21 protein-coding genes are annotated in these 20,212 nt (G+C 67.9%); 7 read left to right on the top strand and 14 right to left on the bottom strand.

The features are described from left to right. Nucleotides 1-76: 76 nt before the first annotated feature. The 3 genes from ADBZ5N_RS03765 to ADBZ5N_RS03755 are packed head-to-tail and all read right to left on the bottom strand — an operon-like array spanning nucleotide 77 to nucleotide 2,983. Nucleotides 77-1,336 carry a cytochrome P450 gene (locus ADBZ5N_RS03765; protein WP_526256146.1) on the bottom strand — a complete coding sequence of 420 codons (1,260 nt, stop codon included), beginning with the start codon at nucleotides 1,334-1,336 and terminating at the stop codon, nucleotides 77-79. 19 nt (nucleotides 1,337-1,355) lie between these two features. Beyond that, the gene (locus tag ADBZ5N_RS03760) at nucleotides 1,356-2,750 is read right to left on the bottom strand and encodes an NAD(P)/FAD-dependent oxidoreductase (RefSeq protein WP_526256160.1); all 1,395 of its coding nucleotides are present in this window, start codon (nucleotides 2,748-2,750) and stop codon (nucleotides 1,356-1,358) included. 17 nt (nucleotides 2,751-2,767) lie between these two features. Beyond that, entirely contained in the window at nucleotides 2,768-2,983 is a 216-nt protein-coding gene (locus ADBZ5N_RS03755) for a ferredoxin (protein ID WP_526256145.1), read from the bottom strand. Between the two features lie 42 nt (nucleotides 2,984-3,025). On the opposite strand from ADBZ5N_RS03755, the gene ADBZ5N_RS03750 reads away from it, so the two are divergent. The 3 genes from ADBZ5N_RS03750 to ADBZ5N_RS03740 all read left to right on the top strand — a co-directional run bounded on the left by ADBZ5N_RS03750 (nucleotide 3,026) and on the right by ADBZ5N_RS03740 (nucleotide 5,996). Next, nucleotides 3,026-4,135: an alpha/beta fold hydrolase gene (locus ADBZ5N_RS03750; RefSeq protein ID WP_526256144.1), complete on the top strand. Its 1,110-nt coding sequence runs from the start codon at nucleotides 3,026-3,028 to the stop codon at nucleotides 4,133-4,135. Nucleotides 4,136-4,755: 620 nt separating this feature from the next. After that, the gene (locus ADBZ5N_RS03745) at nucleotides 4,756-5,199 is read left to right on the top strand and encodes an ATP-binding protein (RefSeq protein ID WP_526256143.1); all 444 of its coding nucleotides are present in this window, start codon (nucleotides 4,756-4,758) and stop codon (nucleotides 5,197-5,199) included. Further along, nucleotides 5,196-5,996, top strand: coding sequence for an RNA polymerase sigma factor SigF (locus ADBZ5N_RS03740; RefSeq protein WP_526256142.1), 801 nt, complete (start codon nucleotides 5,196-5,198; stop codon nucleotides 5,994-5,996). The genes ADBZ5N_RS03745 and ADBZ5N_RS03740 overlap by 4 nt, the downstream gene beginning before the upstream one ends. Here ADBZ5N_RS03740 and ADBZ5N_RS03735 read toward each other — a convergent pair. From ADBZ5N_RS03735 to ADBZ5N_RS03695, 9 genes are read right to left on the bottom strand one after another with little or no spacing between them, the layout of a single operon-like run. After that, nucleotides 5,952-6,164: a hypothetical protein gene (locus tag ADBZ5N_RS03735; protein WP_526256141.1), complete on the bottom strand. Its 213-nt coding sequence runs from the start codon at nucleotides 6,162-6,164 to the stop codon at nucleotides 5,952-5,954. The genes ADBZ5N_RS03740 and ADBZ5N_RS03735 overlap by 45 nt on opposite strands. A gap of 3 nt (nucleotides 6,165-6,167) precedes the next feature. Next, entirely contained in the window at nucleotides 6,168-7,952 is a 1,785-nt protein-coding gene (locus tag ADBZ5N_RS03730; protein ID WP_526256140.1) for an acetyl/propionyl/methylcrotonyl-CoA carboxylase subunit alpha, read from the bottom strand. A gap of 59 nt (nucleotides 7,953-8,011) precedes the next feature. Then, on the bottom strand, nucleotides 8,012-9,709 hold the full coding sequence (locus ADBZ5N_RS03725) for an O-linked N-acetylglucosamine transferase, SPINDLY family protein (RefSeq protein WP_526256139.1): 1,698 nt from the start codon (nucleotides 9,707-9,709) through the stop codon (nucleotides 8,012-8,014). Between the two features lie 19 nt (nucleotides 9,710-9,728). Then, on the bottom strand, nucleotides 9,729-10,160 hold the full coding sequence (locus tag ADBZ5N_RS03720; protein ID WP_526256138.1) for a SufE family protein: 432 nt from the start codon (nucleotides 10,158-10,160) through the stop codon (nucleotides 9,729-9,731). Continuing rightward, on the bottom strand, nucleotides 10,157-11,074 hold the full coding sequence (locus ADBZ5N_RS03715; protein ID WP_526256137.1) for a sulfurtransferase: 918 nt from the start codon (nucleotides 11,072-11,074) through the stop codon (nucleotides 10,157-10,159). Before ADBZ5N_RS03715 ends, ADBZ5N_RS03720 begins: the two co-directional genes overlap by 4 nt. A 1-nt stretch (nucleotide 11,075) precedes the next feature. Next, nucleotides 11,076-11,732 carry a Maf family protein gene (locus tag ADBZ5N_RS03710; RefSeq protein ID WP_526256136.1) on the bottom strand — a complete coding sequence of 219 codons (657 nt, stop codon included), beginning with the start codon at nucleotides 11,730-11,732 and terminating at the stop codon, nucleotides 11,076-11,078. Beyond that, nucleotides 11,729-12,016, bottom strand: coding sequence for an acyl-CoA carboxylase epsilon subunit (locus ADBZ5N_RS03705; protein WP_526256135.1), 288 nt, complete (start codon nucleotides 12,014-12,016; stop codon nucleotides 11,729-11,731). The genes ADBZ5N_RS03710 and ADBZ5N_RS03705 overlap by 4 nt, the downstream gene beginning before the upstream one ends. A 17-nt stretch (nucleotides 12,017-12,033) precedes the next feature. After that, nucleotides 12,034-13,644, bottom strand: a complete 1,611-nt coding sequence (locus tag ADBZ5N_RS03700; RefSeq protein ID WP_526256134.1) for an acyl-CoA carboxylase subunit beta — start codon at nucleotides 13,642-13,644, stop codon at nucleotides 12,034-12,036. 36 nt (nucleotides 13,645-13,680) lie between these two features. Then, nucleotides 13,681-15,105, bottom strand: coding sequence for an aminotransferase class I/II-fold pyridoxal phosphate-dependent enzyme (locus ADBZ5N_RS03695; RefSeq protein WP_526256133.1), 1,425 nt, complete (start codon nucleotides 15,103-15,105; stop codon nucleotides 13,681-13,683). Between the two features lie 17 nt (nucleotides 15,106-15,122). On the opposite strand from ADBZ5N_RS03695, the gene ADBZ5N_RS03690 reads away from it, so the two are divergent. Next, complete coding sequence (locus ADBZ5N_RS03690; protein WP_526256132.1) at nucleotides 15,123-15,644, top strand: PH domain-containing protein; 522 nt, start codon at nucleotides 15,123-15,125, stop codon at nucleotides 15,642-15,644. On the opposite strand, the gene ADBZ5N_RS03685 is transcribed toward ADBZ5N_RS03690, so the two are convergent. Continuing rightward, nucleotides 15,641-16,267, bottom strand: a complete 627-nt coding sequence (locus ADBZ5N_RS03685) for a GtrA family protein (protein ID WP_526256131.1) — start codon at nucleotides 16,265-16,267, stop codon at nucleotides 15,641-15,643. The two genes, ADBZ5N_RS03690 and ADBZ5N_RS03685, sit on opposite strands and share 4 nt — an antisense overlap. A gap of 96 nt (nucleotides 16,268-16,363) precedes the next feature. On the opposite strand from ADBZ5N_RS03685, the gene ADBZ5N_RS03680 reads away from it, so the two are divergent. The 3 genes from ADBZ5N_RS03680 to ADBZ5N_RS03670 all read left to right on the top strand — a co-directional run bounded on the left by ADBZ5N_RS03680 (nucleotide 16,364) and on the right by ADBZ5N_RS03670 (nucleotide 19,326). Then, nucleotides 16,364-17,602, top strand: a complete 1,239-nt coding sequence (locus ADBZ5N_RS03680; RefSeq protein WP_526256130.1) for a 5-(carboxyamino)imidazole ribonucleotide synthase — start codon at nucleotides 16,364-16,366, stop codon at nucleotides 17,600-17,602. Beyond that, nucleotides 17,595-18,101 (top strand): 5-(carboxyamino)imidazole ribonucleotide mutase, encoded by a 507-nt coding sequence (gene purE, locus ADBZ5N_RS03675; protein ID WP_526256129.1) that lies wholly within the window; start codon nucleotides 17,595-17,597, stop codon nucleotides 18,099-18,101. Before ADBZ5N_RS03680 ends, purE begins: the two co-directional genes overlap by 8 nt. A gap of 67 nt (nucleotides 18,102-18,168) precedes the next feature. Then, on the top strand, nucleotides 18,169-19,326 hold the full coding sequence (locus ADBZ5N_RS03670; protein ID WP_526256128.1) for an acyl-CoA dehydrogenase: 1,158 nt from the start codon (nucleotides 18,169-18,171) through the stop codon (nucleotides 19,324-19,326). Between the two features lie 10 nt (nucleotides 19,327-19,336). Here the strand turns inward: ADBZ5N_RS03670 and ADBZ5N_RS03665 are convergent, their stop codons facing one another. Beyond that, nucleotides 19,337-20,155, bottom strand: coding sequence for a biotin--[acetyl-CoA-carboxylase] ligase (locus ADBZ5N_RS03665; protein WP_526256127.1), 819 nt, complete (start codon nucleotides 20,153-20,155; stop codon nucleotides 19,337-19,339). Nucleotides 20,156-20,212: the final 57 nt, after the last annotated feature.

Genomic DNA, 20,212 nt, shown 5'->3' with positions numbered 1-20,212 from the left:
CGGTACGGTGACACGCCGCCCGGGCGGGCGTTGTGTGCACGCTCGTGGCCCGCAGGGGGGGGCGGGCCCGCCTGGCCTAGTCGATCCCCGCGAAGTCCACCCACAGGTGCCGCGGGCCGCGGAACACCTGGTTGTGCCGGTACGGCGGGGGGTCGACGACCAGCCGAGGCGAGCGCACCCGGCGCAGGAACACCTCCAGCGCCAGGTTCACCTCGAGCCTGGCCAGCGGCCCGCCGAAGCAGGTGTGGATCCCGCTGCCGAACCCGAGGTGCTCGTTGTCCTCCCGCGTCGGGTCGAAGCGGTCCGGATCCGGAAAACGCCGGGGGTCCCGGTTGGCGGCCGCCCACACCAGGAACACCGCGGACCCGGCCGGGATTCGGGTGCCGCCGATCTCGATGTCGGCGGTGGCCCACCGGCTGGGGAAGAACTGTACGGAGCCCTGCAGCCGCTGTACCTCCTCGACGGTGCGCGGGATCAGGTCGGGGTTGTCGCGCACCAGATCCCACGATCCCGGATTGCGCAGCAGCGTCATGATGCAGTTGCTGATGGTGTTGACCGTGGAGTCGTGGCCGGCGATCAGCAGCAGCAGGGTGTTGTTCGTCGCCACGTCGATCGAGACCGGGCCGTCCGGCCCGTCGTCGTGCAGCGCCGCCGAGATCAGGCCGGGCCCGGGCTCGCGGGCGAAACGCTCGACCAGGGCACGGGCGTAGGCGCCCAGTTCGGCCATGCTCTCGGCGGCCTTCTTCAGAGCCGCCTGACCTTCGGGGGTGTCGCGCTCCGGGCCGACGTCGGCGCCCTGCATGAAATCGGTCACCCAGGCGTGGAACTTCGGCTCGTCCTCGATCGGCGCCCCCAGCACCCGGAAGATCACCGAGACGGGGATGGGATAGGAGAAGTCCTCGACGACGTCCATCCGGGTGCCGCCGCGAGCTTTCACCTTGTCGAGCATGCCGTCGGCCAGATCGACCACGTATCCGGCCATGCTGGGAATCAGGTCGGGGGTGTGCGGCGGGCCGAAGTGCCGCATGAACTGCCGGCGCATCGTGTCGTGCTCGGGCGGGTCGGCGACCAGCATGCTGCCATCGCGGGCCTGCCCTGCCTCCGCAGCCTCGAGCTTGGCATCACTCTCGCCGAACAGCCCCGACGGGCTTCGGCCGATGTCGGAGCTGATCCTCGGATCGTGGGCCAGCGCAAGCACTTCGGGATATCCGGTCACGACATAGGTGTGCTCGGAGACCTTGGCCACCGGCGTCTTGCGTAGTTCCTCGAAAAAGGGGTAGGGGTTCGGGCGGTTCTCGAACTTCATCGCCTCGGCCCACGCGGTTGCGGCATCCATCGTCGTACTCCTGGCGTTGTTAGTGGCTGCGCGGCCGGAACTCGGCGTGGCGGTCGGTCGGGTCGTGTCCGGTGAGCACGACGTCAGGGTTGCCCGAGGGTTCGCGCGGGTCGGGGAAACGGGCCGGCATCACCTCGTGATCGGCCGGCTGGTCGTAGCCCGGGGGCGGCGGCGGAAACGGGCCCGAGCGCTCGATGAGTTCGGCGTAGTAGGGCAGCCATTTGCCGTGGTTGAAGGTGACCGCGCCGACGATGCGGCCGTTGCGGCCGTAGGCCGCGGCGAACCGCCGATCCTGTGGGGAACCCTGGGTGAAGACGATCTCATCACCGAAGGAGCACACCCCGACGCTTTTGATGTTGACCCCGAACTGTCCGGACCAGAACGACGGCAGCGGAAGGTGCGGGCGACGGCCCACCTCGAGGTGCAGCATGTTGTTGGCCGCCACCTCCGCGCCCAGAACCGCGTTGTCCCAATGCTCCAGGGCCAGGAACTCGTAGCCGTAGAGCACATGCGGCGCGCGCGCGACGTCGCCGGCGACGAAGATGTGGTCGGTCACCACACCGTTGATGTCGAACGCGCGGCACCCGGCGTCACACCCCACGCCCCACTGCCCGGCCGCCAGGCCGGCCCCCTGCAGCCACTCCACATTGCGGATCGAGCCCAGCGAGGGGATCACCACGTCGACGTCGAGCACGGTGCCGTCGGACAGTGTCGCCGAGCGGACGTGACCGGAGTCGTCGCCGTGCAGCGCCGAGACGGATGTGCCGGTGCGCAGGTCCACCCCCGCGTCGCGCATCATCTGCGCGGCGATGTCGCTGATCACCCCGCCGAGGGCGCCTTTCAGCGGGCCGCTGCCCCGTTCGGTCACCGTCACCGGCAGGTCCAGATCCCGGCACACCGAGGCGATCTCGGAGCCGACGAAACCGGAGCCGATGATCAGCACCCGCTTCGGCCGCGCCTTCAGGGCGGCCGACAGGCCGGCGGCGTCCTCCACCGTGCGCACGGTGAACACGCCCTGCAGGGCGGCCTCCTCCGGGTTCGGCCAGGGTCGCGCTCGGGTGCCGGTGGCGATCAGCAGCCGGTCATAGCCCACCTCCGCGCCGTTGCCCAGCTTCACTAGGTGGTTGATCCGGTCCAGGCTCACCGCGGCCACGCCGAGCTTCCAGTCGGCGTCAACCCGGCGCAGCCGCGGCAGCTTGGTGTGGTCGGCCGGCACCCAGCCCTTGAGTACCTGCTTGGACAGCGGCGGGCGGTCGTAGGGTTCGTGCGGCTCGTCGCCGATGATGGTCAGCGAGCCCTCGAAGCCCTTCTCCCGCAACGCTTCTGCGGCCCGCAGCCCGGCCAGAGAGGCACCGACGATGACGATGCGTCCCTCGGCGCGGAACTTGTTGAGGATGTCGTCGAACGAGTAGATGCCGCGCACCCCCGAGGTCACTGGGTGTCCCGATCGGCCGGCGGGTCGAGTTCGAGGACGATCGCCTGCACCGGGCAGGAGGCCACCGCCCGCAGCACCTGCTGGCGTTGCGAATCGTCGGGATTCGGGTCATACACCAAGGCTTCCTCGCCGTTCATCCTGAGCACATCGGGGGCCAACGGCACGCACTGGGCGTAGCCCTGGCACTTGTTCAGATCGACCACAATCCGCATGGCCTCCGACAGTAGTGGTGCCCGCGGCAATAATTACCGACCATGGCTGAACTCCGTCCCTTCCGTATCGCCGTGCCCGAGCCAGAACTCGCCGACCTGCGCGAGCGCCTGCACCGCACCCGCTGGCCGGATCGCGAATGTGTCGACGACTGGAGTCAGGGCATCCCACTGGACTACACCCGTGAACTGGCGGCCTATTGGGCAGACGACTACGACTGGCGGTCCCGTGAGGAGCGACTGAACCGCTTCGACCAGTTCATTACCGAGATCGACGGCCTGGACATCCACTTCATCCACCAGCGCAGCCCCAATCCCGATGCGCTACCGCTGGTGATGACCCACGGCTGGCCGGGGTCGCTCGCCGAATTCAGCAAGGTCATCGAACCGTTGACGGCGGATTTCCACGTGGTGTGTCCGACGCTGCCCGGATACGGTTTCTCCGGCAAGCCGACGTCCAAGGGTTGGACGATCGAACGCATCGCACTGGCCTGGGACAGCCTGATGGCGCGGCTGGGCTATGACCGCTACGGCGCGCAGGGCGGGGACTGGGGCGCGGCGGTGACGACCCAGATCGGCCGGAACGGCCTGGGCTGCATCGCGATTCACCTCAACATGCCGATCGCGGTGCCGCCCGGACCGCTTGAGGATCCGACACCGGCCGAGCTGGCCGCACTGGCCGCCTTCACCCACTACGAGAAGTGGGATTCCGGCTACTCCAAACAGCAGTCCACCCGCCCCCAGACGCTGGGATACGGGCTTGCCGACTCCCCGGCCGGTCAGATGGCCTGGATCGTGGAGAAATTCTGGGCGTGGACCGACTGCGACGGCCACCCGGAGAACGCGCTGACTCGCGATGAGATGCTCGACGACGTGATGGTGTACTGGGTGACGAACTCGGGGGCGTCCTCGGCGCGGCTGTACTGGGAAAGCTTCGGGAAAATGACGCCCGGAAAAGTCGACGTGCCCACCGGCGTGGCAGCCTTCCCGAAGGAGATCATCAAGGCTCCCCGCAACTGGTGCGAGGCCCGCTACCACGTCACCCATTGGACCGACATGCCGCGTGGTGGCCACTTCGCCGCGTTCGAGCAGCCGGAGCTCTTCGTCGACGACGTGCGGAAGTTCTTCGGATCCTGCGCGCCTGAGCGCGATTAGGAGAACGCCGGTGGCGGACGCTTACCGCCGCGAGCCGGCAGCACCGCAGTCACCAACCCGGTGAGACCGGCACCCACCTGTTTTGGGCGAGTGCCTATCAGGCCACGTCGAGGGCTTCGGCGAGGAGAAGCACCGGTAGCAGTTCCGGTAGAGGTTTGGTCGCACCGCAGGTAGGGGTACTTCGTCGACATGCCTCAGACCACGCGAGCGCGTCACGACGATGCACGGCGCTTCCGGCCCAGCCGGTCCTGCGCCTACGAAGGTTGGACGGTGGCAGAGCTGAAGAAACGGGCACGCCAGCTTGGCATCTCGGGCTACTCAGGTCTTAACAAGGAGAAGTTGATCTCCCTGATCCGCAGTTACTGAACCAGTATTGATCGGCCGGCCGGCGGATACCCTGCGGATCTAGGAAAAGCTGGTCAGCGCGCCGGCATCGTTGGCGCCGGTAGCCCGGTGTCCCCCGAAGTTACTGACGAGATGTTTAAGACGGACCTGCCGGTGGGTACAGATCACCAGTGCGACGACCTGCGCCAGGCTGCGTCCACCATCCGGTTGTACCCATCCGCGGGTGGTGCGACACCATGGGAAGGAATCCGTGCGGTGACGAGAATGGAGGCCAGATGACCGACGGCGCAAGCCGCCGCAGCGGGGGGCAGCGCAGCCCCGCCGCCGTGGAACTGAGGATCGCAGCGCAGTTGGAGAACCTGGCGGTGCTACGCACCGTCGTCGGCGCCGTCGGCACCTTCTCCGATCTGGATTTCGACGCGGTCGCCGACCTGCGGCTGGCGGTGGACGAGGCCTGTACCAGGCTGATCCGCTCGGCAACGCCCGGGGCGACCCTGGTGGTCGTCGTGGATCCCCGCGAGGACGTGGTGGTGGTCGAGGCCTCCACCAGCTGCGAGACCGACGATGTCGTGACGGAGGGCAGTTTCAGCTGGCATGTGCTCAGTTCACTGACCGATGACCTGCAGATGTTCCACAACGGTTCGTCCGAGGGCGCCAGCCCGGACGGCCGGGTGTTCGGGATCACCCTGACCACCAGGCGGGCGGGCGCTTCGCAGTGACGTTTCGCGCGGCCCGTGAGAGCCCGGGGGGGCAGTCCTCGAGGTCGAATTCCGAGTACGCCGACGTCCCAGACATGTTTCGGGAACTGGCCAAACTCGAGCCGGACTCCCCGGAGTTCCGTCGCCACCGCGACCGGATCGTCGAACGATGCCTGCCGCTGGCCGCCCACATCGCGCGGCGCTTCGGTGGCCGCGGGGAGGCCCGTGACGACCTGGTGCAGGTAGCCCGGGTCGGACTGGTCAATGCGGTGATCCGCTACGACGTCGACACCGGCTCGGACTTCGTCGCCTTCGCGGTGCCCACCATCATGGGAGAGGTCCGCCGGCACTTCCGGGACAACAGCTGGTCGGTCAAGGTGCCTCGCCGGCTCAAGGAACTGCACCTGCGGCTCGGGACGGCCACTTCGGAGCTGTCCCAGCAGCTCGGTCGCGCGCCGACTGCCTCCGAACTGGCCGCCGAACTCGACATGGATCGCCAGGAGGTCGTCGAGGGCCTGGTGGCGGGCAGCTCCTACAACACCCTGTCCATCGACAGCGGGGGCGGCGGCGACGAGGACGCGCCGGCGATCGTCGACACCCTGGGCGATCGTGACCTCAGCCTCGATCAGATCGAGAACCGGGAGGCGCTGCGGCCCCTTCTCGCCGCCCTACCGGAGCGCGAACGCACCGTGCTGGTGTTGCGCTTTTTCGAGTCGCTGACTCAGACCCAGATCGCCGAGCGGGTCGGGATCTCCCAGATGCACGTCTCGCGGCTACTGGCCAAGTCGCTGGCCCGGCTCCGCGACCAACTGCAGTAGAAACCGTCCGACCGCTTCGGCGCCGGCCGCGGCGGCGTCGGCATCGCCGGTCACCGCCACCGTCGCCCGAACATCCCCGCTGACCGGTTCGCAGACATCCCATGTCCGGTCTCCGGTGGCCCGCAGATACCAGGCACCGGCGTTGATATCCGGGCTGTCGGGGCTCACCTGCTATTTGATCTCAGCCAGCACAGTGCCCTGGGTGATCGCAGCGCCGGCCGCGACCGCCAGACCGGTGATCACGCCGTCCTTGTGCGCGGTGACCGGGTTCTCCATCTTCATGGCCTCGAGCACCACCACCAATTCGCCCACGGCCACCGTCTGGCCTTCTTCGACGGCGACTTTCACCACGGTGCCCTGCATGGGTGCGGTGACCGCGTCGCCGGACGCGGCGGCGCCGGTCTGCGCGCCGCGCTTGCGGGGCTTGGGCTTCTTTCTGATGGCACCGACGACACCCGGTTCCGCGCCGCCATTGCCCAGTGCCAGATCGCCGGGCAGTGACACCTCCAGCCGGCGGCCGCCCACTTCCACCACGACCGTCTGGCGCGGTTGGGGTTGCTCCTCATCGACCGCGCCGCCGCCGGTGAAGGGCTCGACGGTGTTGTCCCACTCGGTCTCGATCCAGCGGGTGTGCACGGTGAAGCCGTTCTCGTCACCGACGAAGGCGGGATCGCGCAGGACGGCGCGGTGGAACGGGATCACGGTGGCCAGACCCTCGACGTGGAACTCGTCGAGTGCCCTGCGGGCCCGTTCGATGGCCTGGCCGCGGTTGGCGCCGGTGACGATCAGCTTGGCCAGCATCGAGTCGAACTGGCCGCCGATCACCGAACCGGCTGCCACGCCGGAGTCCAGCCGCACGCCGGGTCCGGTGGGGGTGTCGTAGCGGTTGACCGGGCCGGGGGCGGGCAGGAATCCGCGGCCCGCGTCCTCCCCGTTGATCCGGAACTCGATCGAATGTCCGCGCGGCGCGGGGTCGCACGCGATGGCGAGTCGCTCGCCGTTGGCGATGCGGAACTGCTCGCGTACCAGGTCCAGGCCGGAGGTCTCTTCAGTAACCGGATGCTCCACCTGTAGGCGGGTGTTCACCTCCAGGAACGAGATCAGCCCGTCCTGGCCCACCAGGTACTCGACGGTGCCGGCGCCGTAGTAGCCGGCTTCCTTGCAGATGCGTTTGGCCGACTCGTGGATCTCGGAGCGCTGGGCGTCGGTGAGGAACGGCGCCGGCGCCTCCTCGACCAGTTTCTGGAACCGGCGCTGCAGCGAGCAGTCGCGGGTTCCGGCGACGACGACATTGCCGTGCTGGTCGGCGATCACCTGGGCCTCGACGTGGCGCGGCTTGTCCAGGTAGCGCTCGACGAAGCACTCGCCGCGGCCGAAGGCGGCGATGGCCTCGCGGGTCGCCGAGTCGAACAGTTCGGGAATCTCCTCGATGGTGCGCGCCACCTTCATGCCGCGGCCACCGCCGCCGAAGGCCGCCTTGATGGCGATCGGCACGCCGTACTCGCGGGCGAAGGCCACCACCTCGTCGGCGTCCTTGACCGGGTCCGGGGTGCCGGGGACCAGTGGGGCGTTGGCGCGCGCGGCGATGTGGCGGGCGGTGACCTTGTCGCCGAGGTCGCGGATGGCCTGCGGGCTCGGGCCGATCCAGATCAGGCCGGCGTCGATGACGGCTTGCGCGAAGTCGGCATTCTCACTGAGGAATCCGTAGCCGGGGTGGATGGCGTTGGCGCCTGATTTCGCTGCGGCGTCGAGGAGTTTGCCGAAGTCCAGATAGGACTCCGCCGAGGTCTGCCCGCCGAGGGCGAAGGCCTCGTCGGCCAACCGCACGTGCGGGGCGTCGGCGTCGGGTTCGGCGTAGACGGCGACGCTGGCCAGACCGGCGTCCTTGGCCGCTCGGATCACACGGACCGCGATCTCACCGCGGTTGGCGACGAGGACCTTGGAGATGGTGGGCACTGCGCCTCCTGCTTGGGGACTCTAAGAACCGGGTTTAAAAATACAAGCTGGCTCGGAGTCTAGAGCGTGATGGTCGCGGTGTTTCCGTCCCCTGCCCCGCACCACGCTCGCCACACCTGCCGGTAGCCGTCCTCCATATCTCGAGCAAATGCGGGGCCGTCCATCAGCGGTGACTCGAGCATCCGTTGACGCAATCCCGCGCGGATCTCGGCGAGTTGTGGCCGGTCGCCCGCCAATCGCACGGCGATGTCGACATACTCCGCCGGGGTTGTGGCCACCAGGTCGCCAAGACCGACATTGGTCAGCAGGCTGACCCCGGGCCGGGAGGCATGGTTGGGACCGGCGAGGGTGATGGTCGGCACGCCCATCCACAACGCCTCACAGGTGGTTGTCGTGCCGTGGTAGGGGAATGTGTCCAGCGATATGTCGATGCGGTTGTACTGGTTGAGGTGATCAAGCAGGGACTGATCCTGGCCCAGCAGTTCCAACCGCTCCGCGGCGATACCGCGGCTGATCAGGAGCCGCCGCGCCCTCTCGGCCGCCGCGGTGCTGTTCATCGCCACGTTCTTCAGGACGAGGCGCGAACCGGGTGTGCGCCGCAGGACCTCGGCCCACATGTCCACAGTGGCCTCGGAGATCTTGCCGAAATTGTTGAAACTGCCGAAGGTGATCCCCGGTGTGGTCAGCGCAGGCAGCGGGGCCACTTCCGGTGCGCCGGAGAGCGAGGCGAAACACCAGCTCGTCCGGGGGAGTAGCAATACCTGCTCACTGGATAAGCGGGTGGTGTCGTCCGGCGGGTCAGCCAGCGGATCGCTGCAGCGGTAATCCATGGCATCTAGGCCCGTGGAGCCGGGGTAACCCAGCCAGGTGAGTTGAACCGGCGCCGGTTTGCGCGCGAAGACCTGCAACCGATGGCTGGCGGTGTGGCCGGCGAGATCGACGAGGATGTCGATGCGGTCGGCGCGGACGCGTGCCTCCACCTGCTCGTCTGGCACCCCGGCGATGGAACACCAGCTATCGACGGATTGCTGCATGCGCCTTGTGGTTTCGTCGACCACCGCACTGTTGGAGTAGGCGGTGACGTGAATCCGATCGCGGTCATGGTGTTCAAGCAGTGGCAGCAGGAAATACGCCACTGAATGCTGTCGCAGATCCGGCGAGACGTAGCCCACCCGGAGTTTCCGCTCCGGATCACGGTCATTGGCGTGCCGAACGAATCGGCGCTTGAGGGGCATTTCGTATCTGCGCGACCACCTGCGATGTTCGTCCATGAGTTCCCGGGGCTCGATCTCCGGCTGGTAATTCAAGAACAGCAGCAGGTTGCTGTGGGCGGTCGCGAAGGAGAGGTTGAGCCCGATTGCCGTGCGGAATGCCGCGACAGCCTCGTCCATCCGCCCGAGATCCTTCAAGGTCAGACCGAGGGTGTTGTGCGCGTCGGCTGGATTGGGCATCAGGCGGATGGCTGTCTTGAGTGCGGCGATGGCCTCGTCGTGGTGTCCCTTGGAGCGCAGCGCATTGCCGAGGTTGTGGTGGGACCCGCCCTCGTCGGGGTCCAGTTCGATGCAGCGCCGCATGGTCGTGATGACGAGGTCCGCTCGCCCGGTGATGAACCCGATCTCCGCGAGGCCGTAGAGCACGTTCATGTCATTCGGGAACGCACCCAGCAGCCCCGCCAGCAGGTGCTCGGCGTGGACCAGATCCCCGGATCTCAGACAGTGCATCGCCGTCTGGTAGACCTGCCGCGGATCCGGATTCACCAGGGCAGTGTGTCACGGACTAGCCGCGCAACCGCCGCTTGATCCGGGTCAGCATCGCCGACATCCCGCGCAACCGCAGCGGGCTGATCAGCGTCGCCAGCCCGAGTTCAGCGTAGAAGTCGTCGGGCACCGCCAGAATGGTGTCCGCGGACTGCCCGTCCAGGCCGGTGGCCAGGATCGAGGCGAACCCGCGCGTGGTCGGAGCCTCGGCCGGAGCGCTGAAATACAGCCGCACCCGGTCGCGATCCTCGGCGTCGACATGCAGGAACAACGGTGACTGGCACTCCGGCACCGGCTCCATGGCCGCCTCTTCGAGTTCGGCGGGCAGGCCGGGCAGTTCGCCGGCGAACTCCAGCAGCAACGTCAGCTTGTCCTGACCGTTGACCTCGGCGAACTCCGAGACCACCTCGGCCAATGGCGCGGGCAGGGGGGAGGTGGAGGACGCCGTCATAACGCGCCCGGTTCCTCCCCGGTCGCCACGGGCACCCGCACGGTATTGCCCCACTCGGTCCAGGAACCGTCGTAGTTGCGCACCCCGGGAATGCCCAGCAGGTGGGTCAGCACGAACCAGGTGTGGCTGGATCGCTCGCCGATGCGGCAGTAGGCGATGGTGTTCCCGTCTGGCTTGACGAAGGAGTAGATCTCATCGAGTTCCGCGCGACTGCGGAACCGGCCGGCCTCGTCGGCGGCCTTGGCCCACGGCACCGACACCGCGGTGGGGATGTGCCCGCCGCGCAGTGCCCCCTCCTCCGGGTAGTCCGGCATGTGGGTGCGCTCGCCGGTGTACTCCTGCGGGGAGCGCACGTCGATGAGGGTGGCTTTTCCCAGCGCCGCCCGCACGTCGTCGCGGAAGGCGCGGATCGGCGATGAGCCGCTCGGGCGGAGAGCCTCGGACACGGTGTCGTCGCGCGTCACCACCGGATAGCCGGTGGTCGTCCGGGATGGAACGGCCAGGGTGGTGTCGCGGCCCTCGGCCAGCCACAAGTCGCGCCCACCGTTGAGCAGGCGCACATCCGGGTGCCCGAACAGCGTGAACACCCACAGCGCATAGGCCGCCCACCAGTTGCTCTTGTCGCCGTAGATCACCACGGTGTCGTCGCGGGAGATGCCTTTGCGGTTCATCAATTCGGCGAACTGCGCACCGTCGATGTAGTCCCGCACCTGCGGGTCGTTGAGGTCGGTGTGCCAGTCGATCTTGACCGCGCCGGGGATGTGGCCGACGTCGTAGAGCAGGACGTCCTCATCGGACTCGACGACGACCAGGCCGGGGGAGCCCAGATGTTGGGAGAGCCAGTCGCCGGTGACGAGCCTCTCCGGGTGGGCGTAGTCCTGCAGGGCGGGGCTGGGATCAGGAGGTAAGGGCACGTCAAGAGCCTACCGATGATCCGAGGGGATTGGCCCGCCAAAGCTGGCTGATCGCGCACCCCACCGATTCCAGCAGCCGCCGGGTGGCGGCCAGGCCCAGCCCCACCACGTTGGACGGATCGCCGTCGATACCGTCGATGAACCAGCCACCCAGCCCGTCGAGGGTGAAAGCCCCTGCCACACCGAGCGGTTCGCCGCTGTCGATGTAGGCCTGCAGTTCCTCGCGGCCGGGCTTCCCGAACCGCACCGTGGTCACCTCCGCAGCGGTTGCCTCGGCGACCACGTCGCCGTCGAGCACCCGCACCACGCAATGTCCGGTGAACAACCGGCCGTCGCGGCCGGCCATCGTCCGCCACCGTCGGCCCGCCTCCTCCGGTGTGCCGGGCTTACCGCACAACCGGCCGTCGATGTGAAGCATGGAGTCGCAGCCGATCACCACGCAGTCGGCGGTGACCGGCCGCTGCAGGGTCCGCCGCACCGCGTCGGCCTTGGCCTCGGCGAGTGCGTTGACGACGACGGCCGGGTCGGCGTCGGGCCCCAGTCGTTCGATGACGGCGTCCTCGTCGACCCCGGACACCACGACCAAGGGGTCTATCCCTGCGCTGCGCAATACCCGCAGTCGACCGGTCGACGCCGAGGCCAGGACCACCCGCGTCATCGACGCACGTGGGTCCGCTCCTGCAGCGTGACCCGTTGCCAACTGGTGACCGGGTAACGCAGCTTATCGACGGGGTGACCCCACAGATTGAGTTCCTGCGGACCGGGCGCCGGCGCTCCGCCCGCCGCGGCCGCCAGCACCGTCACCACCGCCGCCAACTCGGCGTCGGTGGGCTCGCCTTTGAGCACCCGGATCTCCGGGACGGCGTGCCCACCGGGTTTCCCGGGTGAGTCGATGGTCAGCTGATGCGGATCGCTGACCTCGGTGATGGCTTCGTGCCTCACGGGTGTCTCCTGATCTCCTAGAGTGGGATGTTCCCGTGTTTCTTGGGCGGGGTCTGGACGATTTTGCGTTCCAGCAGCCGCAACGAGGTGGCGATGTAACCGCGGGTGTGCGACGGCGGGATCACGGCGTCGACGAACCCGCGCTCGGCGGCGATGTAGGGGTTGACCAGGGTGTCCTCATAGTCGCGCTGTAACTCCAGTCGCAGCGCCTCGACGTCCTCGCCGTTGCCCGCCGCATCGTTGAGTTGCCGGCGGTAGACGAATCCCACCGCGCCGGAGGCACCCATCACCGCGATCTGGGCGGTCGGCCAGGCGACGTTGACGTCGCAGCCCATGTCCTTGGAACCCATCACGCAGTACGCCCCCCCGTAGGCCTTGCGGGTGATGACGGTGATCTTGGCGACGGTGGCCTCGCCGTAGGCGTAGAGCAGTTTGGCCCCGCGCCGGATGATGCCGTTGTACTCCTGCTCGGTGCCGGGCAGAAAACCGGGCACGTCGACGAGCATGACGATCGGGATGTTGAAGCAGTCGCAGGTCCGGATGAACCGCGCGGCCTTCTCCGAGGCGTTGATATCCAGGCAGCCGGCGAACTGGGTCGGCTGGTTGGCGACGATACCCACCGCCCGCCCGTCGATGCGTCCGAAGCCGACGATGATGTTCTGGGCGTAGCCGGCTTGGATTTCCAGGAATTCGTCGTCGTCGAGGATCCGGGTGATCACCTCGTGCATGTCATAGGGCTGGTTGGGCGAGTCCGGGATCAACGTGTCGAGTTCGAGGTCCTCGTCGGTGAGGTTGTCCTCGATGGCGCCCGGATGCGGCGGGGCCGGGTAGCGCGGCGGTTCGGCGGCGGAGTTCGGCGGCAGGAAGCTGAGCAGATCGCGGACGAACTCGAAGGCGTCCTGCTCGCCGGAGGCGACATAGTGCGCGGTGCCCGACTTGCCCATGTGGGTGTGCGCGCCGCCGAGTTCCTCCATGGTGACGTCCTCGCCGGTGACGGTCTTGATGACGTCCGGTCCGGTGATGAACATCTGGCTGGTCTGATCGACCATGATCACGAAGTCGGTCAGCGCGGGAGAGTAAACATGCCCGCCGGCCGCCGCGCCCATGATCAGCGAGATCTGCGGGATCACCCCGGAGGCCTTGATGTTGTTGTGGAAGATCCGGCTGTACAGGCCGAGGGAGACCACCCCCTCCTGGATGCGAGCCCCGGCGCCGTCGTTGATGCCGATCAGCGGCCGGCCGGTTTTGATGGCCAGTTCCTGGACTTTGACGATCTTCTCGCCGTACACCTCGCCGAGGCTGCCGCCGAACACCGTGGCGTCCTGACTGAAGATGCACACCTCGCGGCCGTCGATGGTTCCGTAGCCGGTGACGACACCGTCGCCGACCGGGCGGTTCTCCTGCAGGTTGAACGTCGTTGCGCGGTGGCGGGCCAGCGCATCGAGTTCGACGAAGGAATCCTCGTCGAGCAGGGCCAGGATCCGCTCACGGGCGGTCAGCTTGCCCTTGGCGTGAGCCTTCTCGACAGCGGCCTCACCAACCGGATGCAGGGTCTCCTCGGCGCGCTTGCGCAGATCGGCCAGCTTGCCGGCCGTGGTGTGAATATCCGGTTCGGTCACGCTCGTCATGGCGCTGATGGTAGCCGCCTCTCACCCCCTGACCCCCTACTGCTTGACGACGAGCACGGTTTCCAGCATCGGATCGCCGCAGTAGGCGATCCGGGTTCCGCTGCGGGCTTCGGCCTGCAGCGCCGCCAAGGTGGTCGCGTGGATCCGCTCCCCGGGCGCCAACGCAGGAACGCCGGGTGGATACGGCGCGGCGGTCTCCGCGGCGATCCGGCCGACGGCGTCTGCGGCCCGAACCCGTTCATGGTCGGCGAAGAACGCCTCCCGTGGGCTCATCGCAGTGTCCGGTTCCAGCGTCCAGGCGGTGATCGGGATCAACTCCCGTGGCTGCCCGCGATGCTCCTCGATGGCGCCGATGATCTCGGTGACCAGGAAATCCACCGTCTCCTCGGTGTCGCCCATCGTGATGACCGGCGCGAAGGTGTCGCGGTCGGCGAACTCCAATTGCAGCCCACGCTGCTCGAGAGCGTCAGCGACGGCTTGCCCGTCGGCCCCGGTTGCGGCCAGCGACAGCACGATCTTGGTCGGATCATGCATCAGCAGCGCCGGTGCCCGCTGCGCGATCTCGAGGCCGACGACGCCCAGGCCCGCAACGGTCCGGAACCGCCCCCGGGCCTGGTGTGCCAGCTGGATGGCTCGGCCGAGGAGTTCCTCACCGCGTTCGGCGAGCAAATCGCGGGTCAGGTCGATGCTGGCGAAAATCGCCCCTGACGGACTGGTGGTGTGCAGGCCCTCGAACGCCGCTTCCAGCCGTTCGAGGTCGATCCGCTCGCCCTGCGCCAGCACCATCGAGGACTGGGTGAATCCGGTGACCTGTTTGTGGATGCTGGTCACCATGATGTCGGCGCCGGCCGCGATGGCGTGCGGCGGCAGGTCCGGATGGAAACCGAGATGGGCACCCCAGGCGGCGTCGACGGCCAGCGGGATGCCGTGGGCGTGGGCCAGTTCGGCGTGCGCGGCGACATCGGAGACGCCTCCGAGGTAGCTGGGTTCCACCAGCATGACGGCTTTGGCGTCGGGGTGAGCGGCGAGCGCCTCGGCGACCCGGTCCACCGGCATGCCCGCCGTGAGTCCGGTCTGCGCGTCGATGTTCGGCCGCACCCAGACCGGGACCAGTCCGGACAGCACCAGTCCGAAGAACACCGACTTGTGAATCGTGCGGGCCACGATGACCTTGTCGCCGGGCTTGCCCAGCGACAGGCAGATTGCCTCATTGCCGTGCGTGGAGCCCTGCACCGAGAATCCGCACCAGTCCGCGCCCCATAATTCGCCGGCCAGTCGCTCGGCGGTCGCCAGCCGGCGGGTGGACACCCGTCGGTTCTCCACGCCGAGATAGTGCGGTACGTCCAGGGCGAGGAATTCGTCGATCAGGTCCGGGTTGCGCTTGTGGCCGGGAGTGCAGAATGGAGTGCCGGGATCGGCGAGGAAACGCTGGTAGGCGTCGTACAACGGAGTGTTGCCCATGTGATAGGAGAACACATATGGGCTATCCGGACGGGGTCTTGGCCACCGATGAGCAGGTCGTGTTTCACCGGCACCCGCATTGGAAGCGGCTCGTCGGGCCGGTGATCGCGTTACTGGTGTGCACGGCCGCGGCCTCGTTCGCCGCCGCGGTGGTCAGCCGTACCGACTGGGATCCGCGCACCCGGCAGGTCGTCGCGGGCGTGATCGGCGCACTCTGGCTGATACTGGTCGTCTGGTTGACGCTGCGGCCTTTCCTGGTCTGGAAGACAACGCATTTCGTGATCACCGACCGGCGGGTGATGTACCGGCACGGTCTGCTGACCCGGGCCGGCATCGACATCCCGTTGGCCCGCATCAACAGTGTGGAATTCCGACACGGCCTCGTCGACCGGATGGTGCGCACCGGCACCCTGATCATCGAGTCCGCGGCGCAGGACCCGTTGGAGTTCGACGACATCCCGCAGGTCGAGTACGTCCACTCACTGCTCTATCACGAGGTGTTCGACGGCGCGGAGCGCTGGGGCGACGACCAGCCTTAGGCCGCCGGGGGGGTCCCGGGACGGCGTAACGGCGTGACCACACCACGCCGGGTCTCGCGGGCTTCGATTTCGTCCTCGAGTGCCTCGACGATGCCGCCGGCGGTGAGGGTGGATCCCAGCGCCCGGTCCGGGTCGTCACCCAACTCGTCGGGGAACACCCAGCGCCGGAACGCCCAGAACCGGAACGCCATCTGCATCAGGTTGCCGATGATGTAGGCCGCCAGGAAGTCGGTGATGTTCTCGACCGCCAGCGACACGTGCGGAGTCTGCAGATGCAGCACGTAGCGGGAGAACCACAGCGGGACCATCGCCAGGATCACGCCCACCCCGCTGACGCCGAAGAACAGCAGAGCCTCATGATGGCGCTCACGGCCGCCGCGGTCCCGGAAACTCCACTCGCGGTTGAGGATGTAGGAGGCGATCACTGCGACGATGCCGGCGATCACCTTGGCCGTGACCGGTTTGGGCTCCAGGATTGTCAGCTTGAGGGTGAAGAAGATCGCTGAGTCGATAACGAAGGTGGTGGCGCCGACGATCGCGAACTTGATCAGCTCGTGATGCCGCTCGGCAAAAGGCCGCATCGCGCCGGGGAGTCGGGCGATCGTTGCGTCAGCAAAGGACATGAGGTCGAATTCTACGGAAAATGCCAGCGCGAGCCGTAGCGTCCCAGGTCAGCGGTAGTACAGCGGGGCCTACACCGGCATGCCACCATAGGCCTCGTGTCGAACGGACCTCTCGTTGCCCCCGGACCGCTCGTTGCCCCCGGACCGCTCGTTGCCCCCGGACCGCTCGTTGCCATGGTGGGTGGCGGCCAACTGGCCAGGATGACCCATCAGGCGGCGATCCCGCTCGGCCAGAGTCTGCGGGTGCTGGCGGTCAGCCCGGACGATCCGGCGGCCCAGGTGAGCCCCGATGTGGTGATCGGCTCCCACACCGACCTCGACGCGCTGCGCCGGGCCGCCGCCGGCATGCAGGCACTGACGTTCGACCACGAGCACGTTCCCACCGATCTGCTGCACACCTTGGTCGCCGAGGGGGTTGCGGTGCTTCCCGCCCCCGAGGCCCTGGTGTTCGCCCAGGACAAGCTGGCGATGCGCCGCCGGCTCTCCGAACTCGGCGCCCCGGTCCCGCGCTTCACCGAGGTGACCTGCCTCGGCGACGTCGACGACTTCGCCGCCGAAGTGGGCGAGGCGATCGTGGTCAAAACCGTCCGCGGCGGCTACGACGGCCGCGGTGTGGTCCTCGCCGATGATCTCGCCGCGGCCCGCGAGGCGGTCGCGGGCTACCTGGCCGACGGTGTTCCGGTGCTCGCCGAGGAGCGGGTACCCATGCGCCGCGAGCTCGCGATCCTGGTGGCCCGCTCGCCGCTGGGCCAGGGGGCGGCCTGGCCGGTGGTGGAAACCGTTCAGCGGCAAGGGATCTGCGTCACCGTACTGGCTCCCGCACCCGGGCTGCCCGGGCAATTGGGCGCACAGGCCGAACAACTGGGCTTGCGGATCGCCCAGGAACTCGGCGTTGTCGGAGTGCTGGCCGTCGAACTCTTCGAGACTGACGACGGTGCCCTGGTGGTCAACGAACTGGCGATGCGGCCGCACAACTCCGGGCACTGGACCATGAATGGTTCGGTCACCAGCCAGTTCGAGCAGCATCTGCGTGCGGTGCTGGACTATCCGCTCGGCGATACCCGGGCGGTGGCCCCGATCACGGTGATGGCCAACGTGCTCGGTGCACCCCAGGCCCCGGTGATGACGATGGACGAACGACTGCACCACCTGTTCGGGCGGATCCCCGATGCGCACGTGCACCTCTACGGCAAGCAGGAACGTCCCGGACGCAAGATCGGTCACGTCAACGTCGTGGGCGACGATATGGATGCGGTGCGGGAGCGCGCCGAGCGGGCGGCGCACTGGCTGTCCCGGGCACAGTGGAGCGACGGGTGGAGGCCAGACCATGACTGATCGGCCACGAGTGGGCGTGATCATGGGCAGTGACAGTGACTGGCCGGTGATGCAGGCCGCTGCCGAGGCGCTCGCCGAGTTCGACGTTGCGTTCGAGGTGGGCGTCGTCTCGGCGCACCGGACGCCCGGCCGGATGCTGGACTACGCCCGCGGGGCGGCCGACCGCGGGATCGAGGTGATCGTCGCCGGTGCCGGGGGTGCCGCGCACCTGCCCGGAATGGTGGCCTCGGCCACTGCGCTTCCGGTGATCGGAGTCCCTGTCCCGCTGGCCAAACTGGACGGCCTGGACTCGCTGCTGTCGATCGTGCAGATGCCGGCCGGGGTTCCGGTCGCCTGCGTGTCCATCGGCGGTGCCCGCAATGCCGGCCTGCTGGCGGTGCGGATCCTGGCGTCCTGCGACCCTGCGCTGCGCGCGCGGGTGGAGGATTTCCAGGCCAACCTGGAGGCGGAGGTTCTGACCAAGGACCGTGCACTCAGGGAGCGTTTGCTAGGAGAGTGAGTTCGGCGGAGAGCGAGGTCGGCGGTAAAGTTCCGGCTAGTACCGACCCAATGCCAAGGAGGCAGTCATGGCTGGTGACCCGTCGTTCGATGTGTTCCGGTTGCCCGAGGAGCATGAGGAACTCCGGACCGCGATCCGGGCGCTGTGCGAGAAGGAGATCGCCCCCTACGCCGGAGCGGTCGACGAAGAGGCGCGCTTCCCGCAGGAGGCGCTGGATGCGCTCAATGCCTCCGGATTCAACGCTGTGCACGTGCCCGAGGAGTACGGCGGCCAGGGCGCGGACTCGGTGGCGGCCTGCATCGTCATCGAGGAGGTGGCCCGCGTCGATGCCTCGGCATCGCTGATCCCGGCGGTCAACAAGCTGGGCACCATGGGTCTGATCCTGAGTGGCTCCGATGAGCTGAAGAAGAAGGTCCTGCCGGAGATCGCCGACGGGAAGATGGCGTCCTACGCCCTCTCTGAGCGGGAGGCCGGCAGTGACGCCGCCTCCATGCGGACCCGCGCCAAGGCCGACGGCGACGACTGGATTCTCAACGGCTCCAAGTGCTGGATCACCAACGGCGGCAAGTCCGCCTGGTACACCGTGATGGCGGTGTCCGACCCGGACAAGGGCGCCAACGGCATCTCGGCGTTCATGGTCCACGAGGACGACGAGGGCTTCATCATCGGCCCGAAGGAACGCAAGCTGGGTATCAAGGGCTCACCCACCACCGAGTTGTACTTCGAGAACTGCCGCATCCCCGGCGACCGGATCATCGGGGCGCCCGGCACGGGCTTCAAGACCGCGCTGGCCACCCTGGATCACACCCGGCCCACCATCGGTGCGCAGGCCGTCGGTATCGCCCAGGGCGCACTGGACGCCGCGATCGAATACACCAAGGACCGCAAGCAGTTCGGCCGCGCCGTCGCCGACAACCAGGGTGTGCAGTTCATGCTCGCCGATATGGCGATGAAGACCGAGGCCGCCCGGCTGATGGTCTATTCGGCCGCCGCCCGCGCCGAGCGTGGCGAGCCCGACCTGGGCTTCATCTCCGCGGCGTCGAAGTGCTTCGCCTCCGACATCGCGATGGAGGTGACCACCGACGCCGTCCAGTTGTTCGGCGGCGCCGGTTACACCGTCGACTTCCCGGTGGAGCGGATGATGCGCGACGCCAAGATCACCCAGATCTACGAGGGCACCAACCAGATTCAGCGGGTCGTGATGTCCCGCGCGCTGCTGCGCTGACTCGGGTTGACTACTCGGGCCGCAGGTGGGTGACGTCGCCTGCGGTTACCGCGACGGTCTGGCCGCCGGTGTCGATGTGAAGCTGGCCGAGGTCGCCGATATCGGTTGCCACGCCGAGGATCTCACGGTTGCCGGGCATCAGGGCGCGGACCCGCGTGCCGAGGGTGAGGCTGTGCCGGCGGTAGTCCTCGACGAGTGCGGGGTCGGCGCCCCCGGCGGTGTTCCAGCGGTCGATGCGGGCGGTCAACTCGGCCAGGATGCTGCCCAGTAACGCGCTGCGGTCCAGCATCGTCGACCCCAGCATCAGCAGCGAGGTGGCGCGCGGGTCGGGAGCCTCCTGGGCGGTGAGGGTGACGTTGAGGCCCAGGCCGATCACGATCACCGGGGCGGCCATCTCGGCGAGGATCCCGCCAAGCTTGCCCTCGCCGCTGCGAACGTCCCGCACGAGAATGTCGTTCGGCCACTTCAACCCCGGCTGCAGACCGGTTGTCGCGTGGACCGCGTCGACGACGGCCACTCCGGTCAGCAACGGCAGCCAGCCCCAGGCCGTGGGCGCCAGACCGGTCGCGTCGACCCCGAGGGACAGTGCGATCTGCGAACGCGGCGGCGTTATCCAGGTTCGGCCTTGGCGGCCCCGCCCGGCGCTCTGGTGTTCGGCGACCAGGACCACACCGTCGATATCCTCTCCGGCGGCGTGCCGGGCCAGCAGATCGGCGTTGGTGGAACCGGTGCTCTGAACAACGTCGAGTCGGCGCACGGCCCGATCCGGGCCCACCAGGTCGCGGCGTATCCCGTCGAGGTGCAGTGGCGGGCGGGGGTGGTCGGCCATATCGGCAGCTTAAAGACCGCGCGATTTTTAACTTCGCTGTCACCTCGGCTAGGTTGC

The sequence above is a fragment of the Mycobacterium sp. genome (genome assembly GCF_044370595.1).
Taxonomy (GTDB): Bacteria; Actinomycetota; Actinomycetes; order Mycobacteriales; family Mycobacteriaceae; genus Mycobacterium.
Note: the sequence above shows the minus strand (reverse complement) of the source record. Positions and strands in the feature narration are given on the sequence as shown.

What these genes read in the sequence shown, in the direction of transcription:
- ADBZ5N_RS03720 (WP_526256138.1), bottom strand. Translation starts at nt 10,160, where the DNA reads ATGACGGCGTCCTCCACCTCCCCCCTGCCCGCGCCATTGGCCGAGGTG.
- purE (WP_526256129.1), top strand. Translation starts at nt 17,595, where the DNA reads ATGACTGATCGGCCACGAGTGGGCGTGATCATGGGCAGTGACAGTGAC.
- ADBZ5N_RS03710 (WP_526256136.1), bottom strand. Translation starts at nt 11,732, where the DNA reads ATGACGCGGGTGGTCCTGGCCTCGGCGTCGACCGGTCGACTGCGGGTA.
- ADBZ5N_RS03755 (WP_526256145.1), bottom strand. Translation starts at nt 2,983, where the DNA reads ATGCGGATTGTGGTCGATCTGAACAAGTGCCAGGGCTACGCCCAGTGC.
- ADBZ5N_RS03690 (WP_526256132.1), top strand. Translation starts at nt 15,123, where the DNA reads ATGGGCTATCCGGACGGGGTCTTGGCCACCGATGAGCAGGTCGTGTTT.
- ADBZ5N_RS03670 (WP_526256128.1), top strand. Translation starts at nt 18,169, where the DNA reads ATGGCTGGTGACCCGTCGTTCGATGTGTTCCGGTTGCCCGAGGAGCAT.
- ADBZ5N_RS03765 (WP_526256146.1), bottom strand. Translation starts at nt 1,336, where the DNA reads ATGGATGCCGCAACCGCGTGGGCCGAGGCGATGAAGTTCGAGAACCGC.
- ADBZ5N_RS03745 (WP_526256143.1), top strand. Translation starts at nt 4,756, where the DNA reads ATGACCGACGGCGCAAGCCGCCGCAGCGGGGGGCAGCGCAGCCCCGCC.
- ADBZ5N_RS03665 (WP_526256127.1), bottom strand. Translation starts at nt 20,155, where the DNA reads ATGGCCGACCACCCCCGCCCGCCACTGCACCTCGACGGGATACGCCGC.
- ADBZ5N_RS03700 (WP_526256134.1), bottom strand. Translation starts at nt 13,644, where the DNA reads ATGACGAGCGTGACCGAACCGGATATTCACACCACGGCCGGCAAGCTG.
- ADBZ5N_RS03685 (WP_526256131.1), bottom strand. Translation starts at nt 16,267, where the DNA reads ATGTCCTTTGCTGACGCAACGATCGCCCGACTCCCCGGCGCGATGCGG.
- ADBZ5N_RS03695 (WP_526256133.1), bottom strand. Translation starts at nt 15,105, where the DNA reads ATGGGCAACACTCCGTTGTACGACGCCTACCAGCGTTTCCTCGCCGAT.
- ADBZ5N_RS03750 (WP_526256144.1), top strand. Translation starts at nt 3,026, where the DNA reads ATGGCTGAACTCCGTCCCTTCCGTATCGCCGTGCCCGAGCCAGAACTC.